General features: G+C 61.0%; 17 protein-coding genes and 4 tRNA genes. 11 read left to right on the forward strand and 10 right to left on the reverse strand.

Going from position 1 to position 16,345, the window contains the following annotated elements:
- Positions 1-74: 74 nt before the first annotated feature.
- The 3 genes from IB267_RS01175 to IB267_RS01185 form a co-directional block, all read right to left on the reverse strand.
- Positions 75-149: transfer RNA gene (locus tag IB267_RS01175), tRNA-Glu, on the reverse strand.
- 136 nt (positions 150-285) lie between these two features.
- Positions 286-1,629: a YcbK family protein gene (locus IB267_RS01180; RefSeq protein WP_246810530.1), complete on the reverse strand. Its 1,344-nt coding sequence runs from the start codon at positions 1,627-1,629 to the stop codon at positions 286-288.
- 398 nt (positions 1,630-2,027) lie between these two features.
- A complete protein-coding gene (locus tag IB267_RS01185; protein WP_192446084.1) occupies positions 2,028-2,468 on the reverse strand; it encodes a VOC family protein in 441 nt (146 codons plus the stop codon).
- Positions 2,469-2,664: 196 nt separating this feature from the next.
- Here IB267_RS01185 and IB267_RS01190 point away from each other — a divergent pair, with 196 nt between their 5' ends.
- The 3 genes from IB267_RS01190 to IB267_RS01200 all read left to right on the forward strand — a co-directional run bounded on the left by IB267_RS01190 (position 2,665) and on the right by IB267_RS01200 (position 4,545).
- Positions 2,665-3,243 carry a cold-shock protein gene (locus tag IB267_RS01190; protein WP_043623636.1) on the forward strand — a complete coding sequence of 193 codons (579 nt, stop codon included), beginning with the start codon at positions 2,665-2,667 and terminating at the stop codon, positions 3,241-3,243.
- Positions 3,243-3,728: a DUF192 domain-containing protein gene (locus IB267_RS01195; RefSeq protein WP_192446085.1), complete on the forward strand. Its 486-nt coding sequence runs from the start codon at positions 3,243-3,245 to the stop codon at positions 3,726-3,728. Before IB267_RS01190 ends, IB267_RS01195 begins: the two co-directional genes overlap by 1 nt.
- A gap of 163 nt (positions 3,729-3,891) precedes the next feature.
- Complete coding sequence (locus IB267_RS01200; RefSeq protein ID WP_192447145.1) at positions 3,892-4,545, forward strand: outer membrane protein; 654 nt, start codon at positions 3,892-3,894, stop codon at positions 4,543-4,545.
- A 62-nt stretch (positions 4,546-4,607) separates the two neighbouring features.
- Here IB267_RS01200 and IB267_RS01205 read toward each other — a convergent pair whose 3' ends face one another.
- The 3 genes from IB267_RS01205 to IB267_RS01215 form a co-directional block, all read right to left on the reverse strand.
- Entirely contained in the window at positions 4,608-5,237 is a 630-nt protein-coding gene (locus IB267_RS01205; protein WP_246810531.1) for a DUF1062 domain-containing protein, read from the reverse strand.
- Positions 5,238-5,727: 490 nt separating this feature from the next.
- Positions 5,728-6,909: a GGDEF domain-containing protein gene (locus tag IB267_RS01210; RefSeq protein WP_192446087.1), complete on the reverse strand. Its 1,182-nt coding sequence runs from the start codon at positions 6,907-6,909 to the stop codon at positions 5,728-5,730.
- Between the two features lie 231 nt (positions 6,910-7,140).
- A tRNA-Pro gene (locus IB267_RS01215) sits at positions 7,141-7,217 on the reverse strand.
- Positions 7,218-7,392: 175 nt separating this feature from the next.
- On the opposite strand from IB267_RS01215, the gene IB267_RS01220 reads away from it, so the two are divergent.
- From IB267_RS01220 to IB267_RS01235, 4 genes are all read left to right on the forward strand, one after another.
- Positions 7,393-7,749 (forward strand): ETC complex I subunit, encoded by a 357-nt coding sequence (locus IB267_RS01220; RefSeq protein WP_082006169.1) that lies wholly within the window; start codon positions 7,393-7,395, stop codon positions 7,747-7,749.
- A gap of 37 nt (positions 7,750-7,786) precedes the next feature.
- Positions 7,787-7,863, forward strand: a tRNA-Arg gene (locus IB267_RS01225).
- Between the two features lie 662 nt (positions 7,864-8,525).
- A complete protein-coding gene (locus IB267_RS01230; protein WP_192446088.1) occupies positions 8,526-9,506 on the forward strand; it encodes a GlxA family transcriptional regulator in 981 nt (326 codons plus the stop codon).
- 79 nt (positions 9,507-9,585) lie between these two features.
- Positions 9,586-9,909 (forward strand): hypothetical protein, encoded by a 324-nt coding sequence (locus IB267_RS01235; protein WP_192446089.1) that lies wholly within the window; start codon positions 9,586-9,588, stop codon positions 9,907-9,909.
- A 240-nt stretch (positions 9,910-10,149) separates the two neighbouring features.
- On the opposite strand, the gene IB267_RS01240 is transcribed toward IB267_RS01235, so the two are convergent.
- The 3 genes from IB267_RS01240 to IB267_RS01250 form a co-directional block, all read right to left on the reverse strand.
- Positions 10,150-10,413, reverse strand: a complete 264-nt coding sequence (locus tag IB267_RS01240) for a hypothetical protein (protein WP_043623603.1) — start codon at positions 10,411-10,413, stop codon at positions 10,150-10,152.
- 154 nt (positions 10,414-10,567) lie between these two features.
- The gene (locus tag IB267_RS01245; RefSeq protein ID WP_034790944.1) at positions 10,568-10,822 is read right to left on the reverse strand and encodes a YMGG-like glycine zipper-containing protein; all 255 of its coding nucleotides are present in this window, start codon (positions 10,820-10,822) and stop codon (positions 10,568-10,570) included.
- A 223-nt stretch (positions 10,823-11,045) separates the two neighbouring features.
- Positions 11,046-11,121: transfer RNA gene (locus tag IB267_RS01250), tRNA-Lys, on the reverse strand.
- A 191-nt stretch (positions 11,122-11,312) separates the two neighbouring features.
- Between IB267_RS01250 and IB267_RS01255 the strand changes: the two genes are divergently transcribed.
- Both IB267_RS01255 and IB267_RS01260 read left to right on the forward strand, forming a co-directional pair.
- Positions 11,313-12,059, forward strand: coding sequence for a cytochrome c biogenesis CcdA family protein (locus IB267_RS01255; RefSeq protein ID WP_192447146.1), 747 nt, complete (start codon positions 11,313-11,315; stop codon positions 12,057-12,059).
- A gap of 116 nt (positions 12,060-12,175) precedes the next feature.
- Positions 12,176-13,138, forward strand: a complete 963-nt coding sequence (locus IB267_RS01260; RefSeq protein WP_192446090.1) for an AEC family transporter — start codon at positions 12,176-12,178, stop codon at positions 13,136-13,138.
- On the opposite strand, the gene IB267_RS01265 is transcribed toward IB267_RS01260, so the two are convergent.
- Positions 13,106-14,317: a UbiH/UbiF family hydroxylase gene (locus tag IB267_RS01265; RefSeq protein ID WP_192446091.1), complete on the reverse strand. Its 1,212-nt coding sequence runs from the start codon at positions 14,315-14,317 to the stop codon at positions 13,106-13,108. The genes IB267_RS01260 and IB267_RS01265 overlap by 33 nt on opposite strands.
- Positions 14,318-14,590: 273 nt before the next feature.
- Between IB267_RS01265 and pcsA the strand changes: the two genes are divergently transcribed.
- Together pcsA and IB267_RS01275 are read left to right on the forward strand one after the other, a co-directional pair.
- Positions 14,591-15,316 (forward strand): phosphatidylcholine synthase, encoded by a 726-nt coding sequence (gene pcsA, locus IB267_RS01270; protein ID WP_034790952.1) that lies wholly within the window; start codon positions 14,591-14,593, stop codon positions 15,314-15,316.
- A 9-nt stretch (positions 15,317-15,325) separates the two neighbouring features.
- Positions 15,326-16,297 carry a quinone oxidoreductase gene (locus IB267_RS01275; protein ID WP_192446092.1) on the forward strand — a complete coding sequence of 324 codons (972 nt, stop codon included), beginning with the start codon at positions 15,326-15,328 and terminating at the stop codon, positions 16,295-16,297.
- Positions 16,298-16,345 lie beyond the last annotated feature (48 nt).

The raw sequence follows: 16,345 nt of genomic DNA on the forward strand, positions 1-16,345 counted from the left end.
GCGTTCGACGCAGTGAACGGCTGATCAATTTCTGAAAGCGCTGATTTTGGGGGGGGGAGAGGATATCAACACAGTGGCACGCCCTAGGGGAGTCGAACCCCTCTTCCCAGAATGAAAATCTGGTGTCCTAACCGATAGACGAAGGGCGCACTCGCTGTGTGGCCGCCTTATAGCCAGAGGATTTCAGAACCGCAAGCGGCAATTTTCATATTTCTGTAAAAATTCCACAGGCCTGAGGGATTGGAGGCTTCTCGTCGAATCCTCCATGGAAACAAATGGTTGCCTTCAACCCTTGGCGCGTCGGCAGCGCCAGTTCCAATCCCGCTGTGCACCGATATCGATATGGACTGACTCCGTGTGGCAATAGGTGCCGACGCCGCCGCGGCCGGGAACGCTGCGCAAGAATTCGGCGAGATCCCACTTGCTGACGCCCTGAACCTGAATGTCGGCCGCCTCGCAACGGGTGTGCAGCGACTGCTTGGCGCGGTTGACCTTGATCGGCCTCAAGCCCGAGGTCACCATGACCTGCTTGCCGTAATGAGTTTCCACCTTCTTCAGCATCTGCATGAGCTCCGGCTTGAAGCAGCCGGCATCGACCTTTTCGGTCTGCAGAATCAACCCGCTCGGCGCCAGTCGGGCGAGACCCGAGAGCGAAGCGACCTGAACCGGCGCGCCGTCGTCGTCATCGCCGAGATGCTCTTCGTGCTCGTAGTTGTAGAGCGAGTTCAATTTGACGCCCGGAAGCGTGTAGGCGAGGGAGGCCGTTTTCGGCTGGCTCGCATTGCTGGTGGTAATCGTCTTCTTTTCCGCCGGCGGAGCCGAGCGAAGTGCCACCTGCTGCGGCTTCTCCTTACGCTTGCCGGCAAAAAGGGCCGCGAGCGTCCAGGTTTTGGACGTGTCCTTGTTATCGTCCGCTGGTGTTGCTTCGGCTGCCGCCTGCTGCACGGCTGCGACCTCGGTCGCTACCGGCGCGGCTTCGGCATTGGCAACCGCCTGCGGCGTCGAAGAGGTCTGGCCGCCGGCGGCAGCCTCGGCGCTCAGCGGCACCGGAACGGCAACGGGGAGGGTGGCGTCCTGCGCCGCGGACGGAGCATAGGCGGCGACGGCGGTGTCCGTCACGACGTCGGTGGCCATGTTGGCGGCCCCCTGTTGCGGCGCGATAACTGGTAGCGGCTGTCGCTGGGTGCCGCTGAAAAGACTGTTGTTGGTTGCGTTCATGCCGGGCTGCCCGGCGGGGAGCGGAACAGTTCCCGTCGCCTGCGCCTGGCCGGTCGTCGCTGCCTGCGCGGCAGGCGCCTGACCATAGATGCTCGATGAGGCGGCGCGCAGGCCGGTTCCCTGCATCGTCAGCGATTGCGGCTGTCCGGCATCCTGGGGAACTATGGCATTGCCCGCTGCCTGTTGCGCCTGCGCATCGCTGCCTAGCGCGACCACCTGTCCGTCCTGGACCGTGGCCTCCGATTCTGCGGTTTGCGCCGGGGCTGCCTGCCCCTCGGCCTTCAGCGCGGTCGCGGCATCGTTTTCCCCGACCGCCGACATGCAGCCGCTCAAGGCCAGCAGCGAAACGGATAAAGCTGCAGCCCGCGCAATGGTGACGAGCACCGCGCTCTTCGTTTCCGGATGTTGCAACGTCCTATCCCCGCTCTCCGTGCATGACCGGCGAAGCCTCGCCTTGTCATGCATTAAGTCTCAGCTCCGAAACATCGCTCAGAACAAACAAACTCATGCTTCTCGCGGCGACCGGAATGAGCACCACGGGAAAAGATCAGGCCAAGTACAAAAGGGGGTCGCCGCCACGAGACATCGCGGATAGGACCCGGCATCAACGTTTCGCGCGAAAAAGTACTCAACGATACGCGATTTGTAAACCGGCGCTAACCTTGAGCCCGCATGTTTCCAACATGCAAAGGCCCGGATAGACCGGGCCCTGGATCATTCATAGCTGCTGCTGATCGACGGCTCGGCCATGCTTGCCGGATTTCACCGACAGCACGGGGCCATCTTCGTTCGCGAGAATTGTGCGGAGCTTACCAGACGCCCGTATTGGCCATTGATGCCCAAGGTTCCTGCGGCGGACGGTTTTCGCCTTTCTGCAGGATCTCGATCGAAATGCCGTCGGGAGAGCGAACGAACGCCATGTGGCCATCGCGCGGCGGCCGGTTGATGGTCACGCCGTTTTCCATCAGGTGCTGGCAGAAGCCGTAGATGTCGTCGACTTCGTAGGCGAGGTGGCCAAAATTCCGTCCCCCGGTATAGTCTTCCGTATCCCAGTTGTAGGTGAGTTCGAGACAGGGCGAGAGTTCGGCGCGGGCGCGATCGATGTCGCCGGGAGCGGCCAGAAACACCAGCGTGAACCGGCCCTTTTCGTTTTCGTAACGGCGGATTTCCATCAGGCCGAAAATCTTGCCGTAGAAGTTCAAGGCCTCGTCCAGATTCTTGACGCGAACCATCGTGTGCAGATAGCGCATTGCAATGTCCCTGTTTTGCAGAAGATGGCGTATAGTGGTCCGTCAGCAAGCCAGAGGCAAGGCTGCGTCCCCATATTAGTTCTCGGCCAAAATATGCCGAGGGTCTTGCGTATCCGCGGCGGGACGATGTTATTCTGGTCAATAAGAATCAGTTAACCGTATCGGTAGTCGCGCGTAAACGAGGGGCTGGGAGAGAATGGCGGATAGGACATCTTCGAAAGACGTCATGCATGGTGACGACTTTGGCAGCGATGCTCTCGACCTCATCGAAATCACCGGCGTGATCAAGTGGTTCGACGTCGCCAAGGGGTTCGGTTTCATCGTTCCGGACAACGGTATGCAGGATGTGCTGGTGCACGTGACCTGCCTGCGCCGCGATGGCTACCAGACGGTTCTTGAGGGCGCGCGGGTCGTTGCGCTCATCCAGAAGCGGGACCGCGGTTATCAGGCGTTCCGTATCCTCTCGATGGACCAGTCGACGGCGGTGCATCCGTCGCAGCTGCCGCCGGTCCGCACCCACGTCCAGGTGACGCCGACGAGCGGCCTAGAGCGCGTACTCGTCAAGTGGTTCAACCGCACCAAGGGTTTTGGGTTCCTGACCCGCGGCGAGGGAACGGAAGACATCTTTGTGCACATGGAAACGCTCAGGCGTTTCGGTCTGACCGAGCTGCGGCCGGGCCAGGTGGTGCTCGTCCGGTTCGGCGATGGCGAAAAGGGCCTGATGGCCGCAGAGATCCATCCCGACGGTCCGTCGCCGACGAGCCGGTCGCACTGATGGTCGCGGTTCGAGACCTTTTCGGAAAAAGCGCCCTCCTGGCGCTTTTTTTGTTGCTTGCACTGACGGTATCGTCGTTTGCCGACGTCCAGTTCACCAAGGACAAGATGCGCCTGGTCAATGCCGACAAGGCGGTGCACGAGCTGACGGTCGAACTCGCCGTCGATCCGGCCCAGCGAGAGCAGGGCCTGATGTTTCGCACATCCATGGCGCCGGATCACGGCATGCTGTTCGATTTTGGCGAGACACGCCGCGTGATGATGTGGATGAAGAACACCTATCTGTCGCTCGACATGCTGTTCATCGACAACAAGGGTGTCGTTCGCACGATCCATGAAGGTGCCGTGCCTTTTTCCGAAGCGATCATTGATTCGAAAGAACCGGTGGCTTTCGTGCTTGAGCTCAATGCCGGCGCGGTCAAGCGGCTGAATATCCGTCCTGGAGACCGGCTGGAAGGCGCCCGCATGCCGTCTTCGAAGCCGTAGGCGCCGGGGCCACGTCGCGGCCGTCCTTGTCCTTCCCCGATCATTTCCTAAATTATGTCTCTGAACCCCACGGGTTTCATGGTTGAGATCGTGAAGCCTTTCGGGCAGACTGCGTGCTAACGAGTTACTAATATTCTTCTGGCGACAACAGGAGGCATCCGTGATGTTCCGGAGTGTGCTTGTTGCAATCGTAGCGACCTGCGCCGTTGCGCAAACCGCGATGGCAGCGGACCTGGCGGCCGATCTGAGCCAGCCGCCGGCACCGGTCGTGCAGCCAACGCCGGGGTTCGTCTGGACCGGCGGCTATGTCGGCCTACAGGGCGGCGGCGGATGGCTCAACGGAGATTTCAGTGCGCCTGGCGGCAGCGCTTCGGAAGATTTCAATGGTGGGTTGCTCGGCGCCTTTGCCGGTTTCAACTTTCAGCAGGGCGACTGGGTTTACGGCATCGAGGGTGACGTCAACTACAATTGGAACGACAAGACGTTCGATGTCGGTGGAACCTCGACGGAAGTTGGTACCGACGTTTCGGGCGCAATACGCGGCCGCGTCGGCTATCTGTTGAACGACAAGGCGCTGCTCTATGGCGCCGGCGGCTGGGCGGTGACCCGCGGTTTCGTCGATGTGCCCGGCGCATCGAAGGAAAAGGAAACCTTCAACGGTTGGACGATCGGTGCCGGTGTCGACTATTCATTCACCGACAGCCTCTTCGGCCGCGCCGAGTACCGCTACAACGACTATGGCGACAAGGACTTCGGCGGCGTCAATGTCGATCTCGACCAGCACCAGTTCACCGTCGGTGTCGGCGTAAAGTTCTGACCAGCAACCATTGGCATCATGGAGCGCCGGCGCTGTGCCGGTCGCTCCATGATGCCCTTCGACTACGGGCCCCCGCGGGCACGCTGGGCAATCTCGGCCCGGTCATCTTCCGCCGTGAGATCGAGGACGATGCGGCTGCCGTCTCTGATCGGGCGTTGCAGGGCCTTTCGCGATTCGGGCAGAAGGGTGATTCGCCCCGCGGTTTCGAGCTTGGTCAGCCTGGCGCGTGAGAGCGCGAGTTCCGCCGATAGCAGGCGGTCGACGCGCAGGCTGTTTGCCAGGCGCGCGACAACGACGATCTCAAGCCGTGCGCTATCTACGGTCCCGCTCAACACGCGCCGTTCCACGTTGGAATCGGACAGATCCTCGATCCGGTCCGTGCATTGGCGAAGACCCTCGATGTCGAACGCCACCTGGCGGATCCAGGCGGGATCGTTGCTTTGTAGCGCTGCGAGTGCGTCCGGCGCGACGCTTGTGACAGTCCGCCGTTCGAAGATCGGGCGGTTCCAGGTGTCTTCGCAAACGGCGCAGCGATAGATCAGCCAGGCGTCGAGCCGCCGTCCGTTGGCGTTCAGCCGCGTCTTGCCGCTGCAGACGAAGGGGCGTTGGCCGCCGCAGCGGCTGCATGCAAGCCAGGGGCGGGGTGCGGTTTGGGGTTCGATGGTCCACTGGACCGTCAATGTATGAGACATGTCGTCTGGTTCTTCCAATTGGAAGTCCATCGAGACGACGGTTTGAGTACCCGTTCCGGGGACGCGGTCTGGCAGCTGTTGGGCGTGATGGTTCCGCCTGACGAAGGTACGTCGGGCTTGAGATCGGCAATGCCATTCCGGTCTCGAACCGCCACCTCAACGAACGCATGAAAATTCAATCCGACAGCGGGAGCGCTATCGGGCGTACTGGGTGAAACTAGCGAGACCGGATTTTACAAAGGCAAAGCGAAACTCCAGGAGAGACAGCGCGATGGTGGCTGCTTGTGCGTCCTACACGCTTGCACGCATGCCGAAAAGTGCAACGAAGACACAGGTTCGCGCCAAGGTGGCGCGCTAGGCAAAATTTGGCCACAAGCGAATTCGGCGCATTGAGCTAGAATAAGCCTTATACCTCCAATCCGAAGCGGATCGGAAATGCTTGGATCCGCTTCTCTTTTTTGAAGGTGGCTTGCGTCGAAGCCCCGCCTGATTAGCTGGCGCGGTGAAGGATCACAGCAGGCGGTTCCGAAACCGCAGGTTGCGCATCGGACGCGACGCGGTTGCGCCCGTCTCGCTTGGCAGCATAGAGCGCGGCATCCGCCCTGTTGAACAATGCCTCCCAGGAACGCTCCGCGCCGCTGGCGGTAGCAAGCCCGATGCTGAAGCTGACCGCAACGGTTCGCCCGCTGCTTGCGACCCGCAGTTCCTCCACGGCGCGGCGCAACCTCTCGGCGATTGCAAATGCCTGTGTCTCGCTTGTCCGCGGGAGATAGAGCCCGAATTCCTCACCCCCGAGACGCGCGAAGCTGTCGCCTCTACGCAGATTTTTCCGGACCAGATCGGCGAAGGCGACGAGCACCTGATCGCCCGTATGGTGGCCGTAGCGGTCGTTGATGCGCTTGAAATGGTCGAGGTCCATCACGATCAGGCAATCGCCCTGCCAGCTCGCCTGAGGCAGTTGCGCCAGAAACCATCGCCGGTTACCGACGCCGGTTAGCGCATCGGTATGCGCAGATCGGCGCAACTCCGCTTCCGCCCGCTCCTTGACGAGCACGAGCGCGAAGAGCGCGATGGCGAAGTGGCAGATGATCGAGAGAAAGAAGGCGTAGGTCGTGGTGATCGGCACGATGCCGGGCTTGAGGAGGCCAATGACCACCGCAAGACAAAGGCTTGCCCCGACGGCCATGGCGGCCGCCAGCATGGAGCGCGCCGGCAGCGGCTCCTTCGAGCGGTCGGCGATGACGGCAGCAGCCGAAGCCGCGAGGAAAAGAAAGGCGGCGGCGTTGAAGACGCTGGCCCTGACGACGTTGACCATGTGGAAATGCGTGGCGAGACCGGTGAGCGCGCCGGCAAGCGGCACAAGAAGCGCCAGCCAGTCCGCCAGCCGGCGCCGGCCGCCGCTGAGGCGCCGCACGCCGATCCAGAATAGGGCGTATCCGCCGATCCCGAGCGTGAAGCTGGAAAGCCTCCACAGAGTGGGCGGTAACAGCTTTTGCTCGCCATAGCCCGCGAGCGTCGAGGCGAGCGCCAGGAAGAGGAAGCCGCTCGCCAGGATACCAAGCCCTTCGTCCCGCGGCGATTGCCAGCGCGCATAGAGGAAGCAGAAGGCGCCGATCAGGAACGACGACTTGTGAAGTAACAGAACGGTGGCAAGGTCGAGTTGGGCAGTCATTGGATCGCTCGGGCGGGCTTGGGAGGCGGGCAGGGCTGGAAAGCCCGCCGGTCCGCTCTATCCACAATGGATTGAGCGCTTCCTAAATTCTTATGACAAATAGGCATTCTTGTCCCAATTCGGGACAACTCGATCGATTGCCAATGCAAACGAGCGATCTTATGGCGATGTTTAGCCTGCAGATCACGAACGGATTGAAAAAAGGGAAAGTGACGCTTCCGTCTCGATGAATGGTCGGAGTGGAGAGATTCGAACTCCCGACCCTCTGGTCCCAAACCAGATGCGCTACCAGACTGCGCTACACTCCGTGCCAACGGCGCCGGAGATACACGCTTCGTAGCAGGGCTGCAACAGCAAAGTTTCCCAAAGCCACATCTACGATTGGGACAAACGCATAAGTTCGCTCATCTCCTACCGGAAAGCCAAATTTATCCGGCCAAAAGTCATTCCGTTTTAAATCATTCTGCGTTATGGGAAGACGGAATGCTGGCGCCCGTGAACGTTGCCAGCGAAAGTATGGAGCCGTTCGAAACCATGTCCGCAAAGATCTATCGTCCAGCAAAGACCGCCATGCAGTCTGGCAAGGCCAAGACGAACCTGTGGGTGCTGGAGTTCGATCAGGAAAAGCCGCGCACCATCGACCCGATCATGGGCTACACCAGCTCCGGCGACATGAAGCAGCAGCTGCGGCTGACGTTCGAAAACGCCGAGCAGGCAATCGCATACGCCGAGCGCAACGGCATCGAATACCGCGTGATCGCGCCGAAGGAAGCGACACGCAAGAGCGTGTCCTATCCGGACAACTTCCGTTTCAACCGGATGCAGCCCTGGACCCACTAAGGTCCTTCAGCCGCATTCGACGGGCAAAGCCCGGGACGGCCCCTTAGCTCAGTTGGATAGAGCACCTGCCTTCTAAGCAGGTTGTCGCAGGTTCGAATCCTGCAGGGGTCGCCAATAATTTCAAGCGCTTAGCTGGTGCTTTGATCGCTTAAAAGTGCGCCGTTTACGGTTCCCTCGCTACCGTTTACAGAACTCATTACATGATGATCTGCGAGACTGCGTCATCGCCGGCTTGTCTTCTCAGTGTCGATTTCTCATCCGCCATGAGCGGCAGATCTCCGGTACGTCAGCACGCGGCGGATAGGTCCGGCGTTTGCTCCGCAACACTCGAGGAGAAGGCTACGCGCGTTTCCGGAAGCAGGAAAGAAGAGCGGTAACGGGCTTGAACAAGAGCCTATGGCCCTTGGTGTACATGCGGCCAGGCCGATGGATCGTCAGCGCATAGAGATACGAGCGCTTCCCTTGCAAGTAGGACCGGAATTTTTGCACGACCTGGATTCGGCTCTTGCGTCGTGGTGAGGCGAATCGTTGTAGAACAGAAGGAGCACGCCGTGTCTCCACGTGGAAGTGTAATTCCGTCAGCCCTGAAGTGGTCGCTCCCCAAAAAAACGGGCCGGCGGATGGTTTCCGACCGGCCCGTTCCGGCAAAAGGCGGAAAGGGGAACGTCTCTGCGCGGGGCTGCAGCGCCGCGCGTAGGGAGATCGATACGGTTCGATAATGCCCGAAAGGCAGTATTGGAATTGACATTTCCCGCTTGAAATTTGACATTTCCCGCATGCCTTCCGATGGACGTCTGCAATCTGTGATCGAAGTTTCTGTCGTCATCTTGCCGGAGTCGTCGATCATGTCGCTTGCCTCCGTCTTGGATCCGATGCGCGCTGCAAACCGCATCTCGGGCCGCGATGTGTTTCGCTGGCGGCTGCTTTCGGCCGATGGCAAGCCGGTGGTCTTGACCTGCGGTGTGCCGATCGCGGTCGAGGGGATGCTGCACCCGCCGCTTGCCGGCGACGCGCTGCTGGTGATCGGCGGCTTCAACCTTGATCGTCACGCCAGCAAGAAATTCATCGGCGCGCTGCAGGAGTGCTCACGGCACTTCGACATCGTCGCCGGCATCGAATCAGGCTGCTGGCTGCTCGGCCGCAGTGGTCTCCTCAATGGCCGCAAGGCGACGGCGCATTGGGAGGAACTGGAGGATTTCAGTCAGGCGTTTCCAGAGTTGGCCGTACTTGGCGACCGTTTCGTCGTCGACGGCAAGTTCTGGACCTCGGGCGGCGCTTCGCCGACCTTCGACATGATGCTGCACTGGATCACGCAGCGGCTGGGGTCTGCCCTGGCGCTCGATGTCGCCAGCATCTTCGTCTACGACCAAACGCACAATGCAGCCGACGTGCAGCCCTATGTTTCTCTCGGGCGGATCGAGACGCGCGACCCGAAACTCGCCGAGGCGATCCGCCTGATGGAGCGCACGCTGGAGCGTCCCTTGACGATCGCGGCACTGACAAAGCGGCTGTCGATCTCGCAGCGCAAGCTGGAGTTGCTGTTTGCGCGAGGATTATCGACGAGCCCCGGCGCCTATTACCTTCGCCTGCGTCTTCAGTTCGCCCATCGACTGGTGCGAGATTCTGCTACCCCGATCCGAGAGATTGCCCTTCGATGCGGTTTCGACAGCCTGTCCGCCTTTTCGCGCGCCTATAGCCGCGAGTATGGAATGAGTCCGCTGAAGATGCGACTGGCCCGCAGAGGAGCGGAGGCATAGTCAGCGCATCCCGTTAGAGGTCATCGACAATTTAGGGCCGCATCGGTCTCGTCGTGCAACGAGAAAGAGAGGGCTCCGCATGTTTCACTGGTCGCCAATCCGTTTGAGAGAAGGCAGCATCGTCGAGCCCGGCAATTTCGGGCGCATGATCAGGCGCTACCGGCCAGATCAGTTTGGCGACGGCTGGCGGTTGGCCCGGGAACTGCTCTTCGAGCAGGCCCGCGAGGCCTACGCTCCCAAAGCTTCCTCGCGGCTGAATGCCTGCTTCATGTGTCCGACCTATGATGACGCCATGCGATATCAGGCGGCCTACGATCCTCACTTCCTACAAGTGCTTCACGAGGTGGAGATTGTTGAAACTCGGTGCGTCGTAACATGCCGGTGCGCTGAGCCTGCTGGATGAGAACCAGAACATGTCCCTCCTGGATTCCTATCGCCGTCAGGCGCGCGACTATTGGGAAGGCCGGGGCGAGGGGGATCGCGAACTGCTTACGGCGTCGTCGATCCGGGTTGTTCGGGTGTTTTGACCCATTCGCCTTCCGACCGCATCATTGACTTTCGTTATGCATGGCGTGTGAAGCGGTTTGACGGCCAGGCGTCGCTGGGCTGAGCCGGCCGGGTGCAGTGGCGGGGCAACCAGACGCTAATGAACCGTTTGTGGCGGCTCGTCGGTAAAGGCCTGGATGCCGTCGCGCTGCACCGTGGCGATAAACTCCTCGAAAGCTTCCCTGTCGGTCGGGAAGGGTTCCTCCCATGTCGTCGAGAAGCCCTCCTCGTCGATGACCTCGAGGGTCCAGTCGCGATTCGTGCCTGCCTCCCGGTAGATCCGCAATTCCACGACGACGCCGTCGTCACTGAATTGGCCGGAAAATTCCGAAAACTCGTAGTTCTGTTCTTCGTCAGTCATTTCCGAAGTGTAACACGCTTGCTTGAGGGCGTCCTGCTATGTTCGGCCTCGACTATGCTGCTCGCAGCTTTAGCCGGGCACACAGGCACATCCGATCGTCTCTACGAAGGTTTGGACCGGAACGCGCCTGTTACCTTGGTGAATGGTTCTGCCGCTACCGGCAGCGGGCCTCGTAGCGGCGGCCATAGCGGTCGCGATAGATGCAATAGCCCTGGCGCTCCTGGGAGCGTCCGATCAGGTTGCCGATAACGCCACCGGCGACCGCGCCGATTGCCGCGCCGCCCCAGCTGTCGCTGACCGCCCCGCCGATGATCGCACCGGTGCCGGCGCCGATCGCCGTGCCTTTCTCGGTCTGCGTGCAGGAAGCAAGCGTACCAATCATCAGAACCGCAATGACAAGCTTTCTCATGCCTTCATCCCTTTGCTCTATACCAAACTGGGCAGTTCACCGCTTTGCATCCTCAGCGAGAGCCTCAGCATCTACTCAACGCGACGAATTGTCGATAGCACGGAATGCAACAGGCGAAAGATGGGGCGCGGCGCGCACCGAAAGTTGGAGCCAATACGCGCAAATGATGATGAAACTCAGCGTCGGAAACGCTGATAAATAACAAATTTCATTGGGGTTTTCGTGGTGAGCGCGCAGGGATTCGAACCCTGGACCTACTGATTAAAAGTCAGTTGCTCTACCGGCTGAGCTACGCGCTCCCTGGCCGCGGCGGTGAAGCCCGGCGGAAGTGGGCGGACATATGCACGCGTGTTTCCCCCCGGTCAACCGAAAAATTGCGGGTTTTGTGAAGAAACGGTGCATGGCGCAATGATCGCCAAAAGGTGATTGGTATCATCATGATCCTGCGGCTAAGGAATGGCCCAAATGCCGCGTGCCGGAGTTCTTGCCGTTGTCGATCGCCGATATTTCCATCTGGACCGCCGTCCTTGCCGGCGCCCTTTCGTTCCTTTCTCCCTGCGTTCTGCCGCTCGTACCGCCCTATCTCTGCTATATGGCCGGCGTCTCGGTCGATCAGTTCCGCAGCGGCGACGCGGCGACCATCGGCAGCACGAGACGTGCTGTCTTGCCGGCGGCACTGTTGTTCACGTTCGGCTTTGCCACCGTCTTCGTGGCGCTCGGGGCGGGGGCCTCGTCGATCGGCATGGTGCTTCGACAGCACATGGACCTGCTGTCGCGCATCGGCGGCGTGATCATCATCATCATGGGCCTGCATTTCCTTGGCGTGTTCAAGATCGGGCTGCTCGCGCGCGAAGCCCGTTTCCAGGGCGGCGGCAAGCCGGCGACGCTCTCGGGCGCCTACATCATGGGTCTGGCCTTCGCCTTCGGCTGGACGCCCTGCATCGGCCCGGTCCTCGGCACGATCCTTGGCGTCGCTGCCGCACGTGACACCGTGTCCGATGGCGCGATGCTGCTGGCGATCTATTCGCTGGGCCTTGCCGTGCCTTTCTGGATCGCTGCTGCGTTTTCCGGCTCCTTCATGCGCTTCCTCTTCCGCTTCCGCCGCCATCTCGGTCTGGTCGAGAAGCTCATGGGCGGCCTCCTTGTGCTGGCAGGCCTTGCTTTTCTCTTCGGCTTCATCAGTTCCGTCGCCATCTGGTTCCAGACGACCTTCCCGATCCTGATGAAAATCGGCTAGGGCATACCCTCGTATTTTAGAATCACTTTTTGGCCGGACCGGCCTAATCGTCAGGGCGGTTGATGCGCTAGGCGTGCGGGCGTCGGCGCGGGAAGGTGAAGGATGCGGGGGACAAGATGACGGAAATCGCGGGCCTGGTGCTGCCGTTCTTCGGCCTGATCTTCCTCGGTTATTTGACGGCGCGCTTTGTCCACCATCCGGGCGAGGCGATGGGGTGGTTGAACACCTTCATCATCTACCTCGCTCTGCCGGCGCTGTTCTTCAAGCTCGTCTCGCGCACGCCGATCGAACAGTTGGCGCGCGCCGACTTCATCCTCACGACCGTCGGGGCGACCTACATCGTCTTCTCGCTGATTTTTCTCATCGGCGTCTATGTCAGGCGCAACTCGATTGCCGAAGCGACGATTCAGGGCTTTGGCGCTGCCTATGGCAATATCGGCTACATGGGGCCCGGCCTTGCGCTTCTCGCCTTGGGCGATGCAGCTGCTGTGCCGGTGGCGCTGATCTTCAGCTTCGAGAATGCCGCGCATTTCGCGGTCGCACCGGCGATGATGGCGATATCAGGCGGCCGGCAGGAAAAGCCGCTGGTGCTTGCAGCCAGCGTTGCACGCAAGATCATCCTGCACCCGTTCATTCTCGCCACACTTGCCGGCGTGGTCGCCGCCTTCTTCGCGGTACAGCCGCCGGTGCCGGTGCAAAGATTGATCGACTATCTTGCGCAGTGTGCGGCACCTTGCGCGCTCTTTGCCATGGGTGTGACGCTGGCGCTGCGCCCGATTAAGCGCATTCCCGTCGAGATCGGCTACATCGTCCCGGCCAAGCTGCTCTTGCACCCGCTGGTCATGTTCACGGCGATGAGCCTGACGGGGAACTATGATCCGATCTGGGTGCAGACGGCCGTATTGCTCGCAGCCCTTCCGACGGCGACGAACGTCTTCGTCATCGGCCATCAATATGGCGTGTGGCAGGAGCGGGCCTCGGCGACGATCCTCATCACCACGACGCTTTCGGTCGCGACCGTCACCGGTCTGCTTTACCTGATCCGCTCAGGCGCTCTTCCGCCCGATCTTTTCCCGTAAGCCTTCCTTGAAGGCATTGAGCGCGCTGCCGGGGTGGACGCCTTCGCGCATCAAGAGGCTGCGCAGCGGCCCGACGGCGGAAAGCACATGCAGCCCCAGCGCGCGAAGCGCCTGCACCGGCAGGAATCCGGAAAGTAGCGAGCGGTTGAGGAGATCCACGCTCGCCGTACGGCTGATGATATCCGGCCGGCGGCGGCTGTCGAAGCGATCACCGATATCGCCGGCAAGCGGCTCGCCGCCGGATGCGCCGATGATATTGACGAGCGTCATCACATCGCGAAGGCTGAGATTTAGCCCTTGCGCGCCGATCGGCGGGAAGGCGTGCGCCGCTTCGCCAAGAAGCACGACGCGGCCCTTGCCGAAGCGCTGGGCGGTCATGCCCGAAAGCGGGAAGGATTGCGGCGCGCCTTCGACCGTTGCCTTGCCGAGGATCGATTGCATCCGGTCTTCGACGGCGCGAGAGAGCGCCGCAAGATCGAGCGTCAGCGTTTGCGCGGCATCTTCGGGCTTGCGCACCCAGACAAGACTGGAGCGGTTGCCCGGCAGGGGCACTTGCGTGAAGGGGCCGCTTTCGGTGTGGAACTCGGTCGAGATGTTCTGGTGCGGGAGCTCGTGCGCAAAGTTCAAGACGACCGCCGTCTGCGGATAGGACCAGGTGCTGACGGAGATCTTCGCCGCTTCGCGCACCGGCGACCGACGGCCATCGGCGCCGACGAGCAGATGCGCGCTGCATTGGCTGCCGTTTGCAAGCTCTATCGTTGCGACCGTGTCCGAAAGTTCAAAGCCGATCGCCGACGTGGTGATACGCGTCAGCGTCGGGCTCTCTTCGGCGCGGTGGCGGAGAATATCGATGAAAGGGGCATTCGGAATATTGTAGCCGAAGGCGTCGAGCCCGACTTCGGAAGCGCGGAAATTGACTGGTGGCGCGCGCAACAACCGGTTGGTGCCGTCGAGGATGCGCATGGTCGAAAGCGGCGCGGTCAGCGGCTCGACCTTTTCCCAAAGATTGAGCGTCTTCAGATATTCGATCGATTGGTCCATCAGCGCCGTAGTGCGTCCGTCGGCAACCGCCGGCTCCGGTCCGATCAAGGCCACGCGGTAGCCAGCATCCGCAAGCGCGATGGCCGCGAGGGATCCGGCAAGGCCCGCACCGATAATGGCGATGTCGAAGTGGTCCATGATGCAAAAGCCCTTTCGCGCAAGCTGTGAGGCGTCTTGGCCCAGCCTCGATCATACCTCTAGTCGTCGGCGCATGCGAAATAAATGGGTAGAATCAGCGCAGAAGCAATTTGCAGGTGTCCACAGGACAATGGGGCGAGGGGAGGCTGTAATACTTGAATTTTAGTGGCGATGCGTTGCAAAGGGTGCATATTACGGGCAACGCGCCGCACAGCGGTCGAGGCGGGTCAAGGCCCGCACGGGGAAAACAGCAGGGGTGGGCGGCGTCCGCAGATGAAGTTCTTTAACTACAGACGAGTTCCCTACGCCGAGATTCGCGCCTTCTCCGTGCATATCTTGACCGCATCGGGATCGTTTCTCGCCTTCCTGGGTGTCGTGGCTGCGGCCGAGCACCGTTTCGTCGACATGTTCTGGTGGCTGGGGCTGGCGCTGCTCGTTGATGGCATCGACGGGCCGATCGCCCGCAAGGTGCGCGTCAAGGAAGTGCTGCCCAACTGGTCGGGCGACACGCTCGACAACGTCATCGACTACGTGACCTATGTGCTATTGCCAGCCTTTGCGCTCTACCAGAGCGGCATGATCGGCGAGCCCTGGTCGTTCGTCGCGGCCGGCGCGATCGTGGTTTCGAGCGCGATCTATTATGCCGACATGGGCATGAAGACGGACGAATACTTCTTCTCCGGCTTCCCCGTCGTCTGGAACATGGTCGTCTTCACGCTGTTCGTCATCCAGGCGAGCGAGTTGACGGCGTCGATCGTCGTCTTCGTGTCGGTGGTCCTGACCTTCTTGCCGATCAACTTCCTTCATCCGGTTCGCGTCCAGCGCCTGCGACCGCTGAACCTCGGCATCTTCCTTCTGTGGTCGGCGCTCGGCATCTACGCGCTGCTCCTGCATTTTGCGACGCCGGCATGGGTCGTCACCGGTTTCGTCGTCACAGGCATCTATCTCTACGTGATTGGCTTCGTGCTGCAGATTTTCCCAAGTCTCGGCCGGAAATAGGAGCAGGCAATGGCACAGGCGATTGTGGTACGCGAACTCGGAGGACCGGAGGTCCTGAAGCTCGAAGGCGTGACACTCTCGCCGCCGGGGCCGGGTGAGGTGCAGATCCGGCAGGTGGCCGTCGGACTCAATTTCATCGACGTCTACTTCCGCACCGGCCTCTACAAGTCAGCTTTGCCCTTCGTGCCGGGCAAGGAAGGCGCCGGTATCGTCACTGCGGTTGGCGACGGCGTCAGCCTGTTCTCCGTCGGTGACCGCGTCGCCTATGCGTCGGCCGCTGGCGCCTATGCGAGCGAACGCAATGTCGATGCCGCGCAGTTGGTGAAGGTGCCTGACGGCATCAGTCTCGAGACCGCGGCCGCGATGATGCTGAAAGGCATGACGGCGCAATATCTGCTCAACCAGACCTATCAGGTCGGGCCGGGCACGACGATCCTCTTCCATGCCGCAGCCGGCGGCGTCGGGCTCATTGCCGGCCAGTGGGCGAAGGCGCTTGGCGCGACTGTCATTGGTACCGCGGGCTCGCAGGACAAGATCGATCTGGCGCTGGCGCATGGCTACGACCACGTGATCAACTACCGCACCGACAATTTCGTCGCACGGGTCAAGGAATTGACCGACGGCCGCGGCGTCGATGTCGTCTACGATTCCGTCGGGCGTGACACCTATCCGGCGTCGCTGGATTGCATCAAGCCGCGCGGCCTCTGGGTCAGCTTCGGCAATTCGTCCGGTCCGGTGGATGCCTTCAGCATCGGCATCCTGGCTCAAAAGGGCTCGCTTTTTGCGACGCGTCCGACACTCTTTGGTTACGTTGCCACGCGGCCTGCGCTGGAAGCGTGTGCAAATTCCCTGTTTGATATTGTGCAAAGCAACAAAGTGCGTATCAATATAAATCAGACTTATCCGCTCGCCGATGCGGGGCGAGCGCATACGGATCTCGAGACAAGAAAAACAAGTGGAACAACACTGCTGATTCCGTGATCGAAGCCTTAAGGCGGACGCGGATCAACAGAGGGGAAAGAGGGCAGC

This window comes from Ensifer sp. ENS09 (genome assembly GCF_014852425.1).
Taxonomy (GTDB): Bacteria; Pseudomonadota; Alphaproteobacteria; order Rhizobiales; family Rhizobiaceae; genus Ensifer.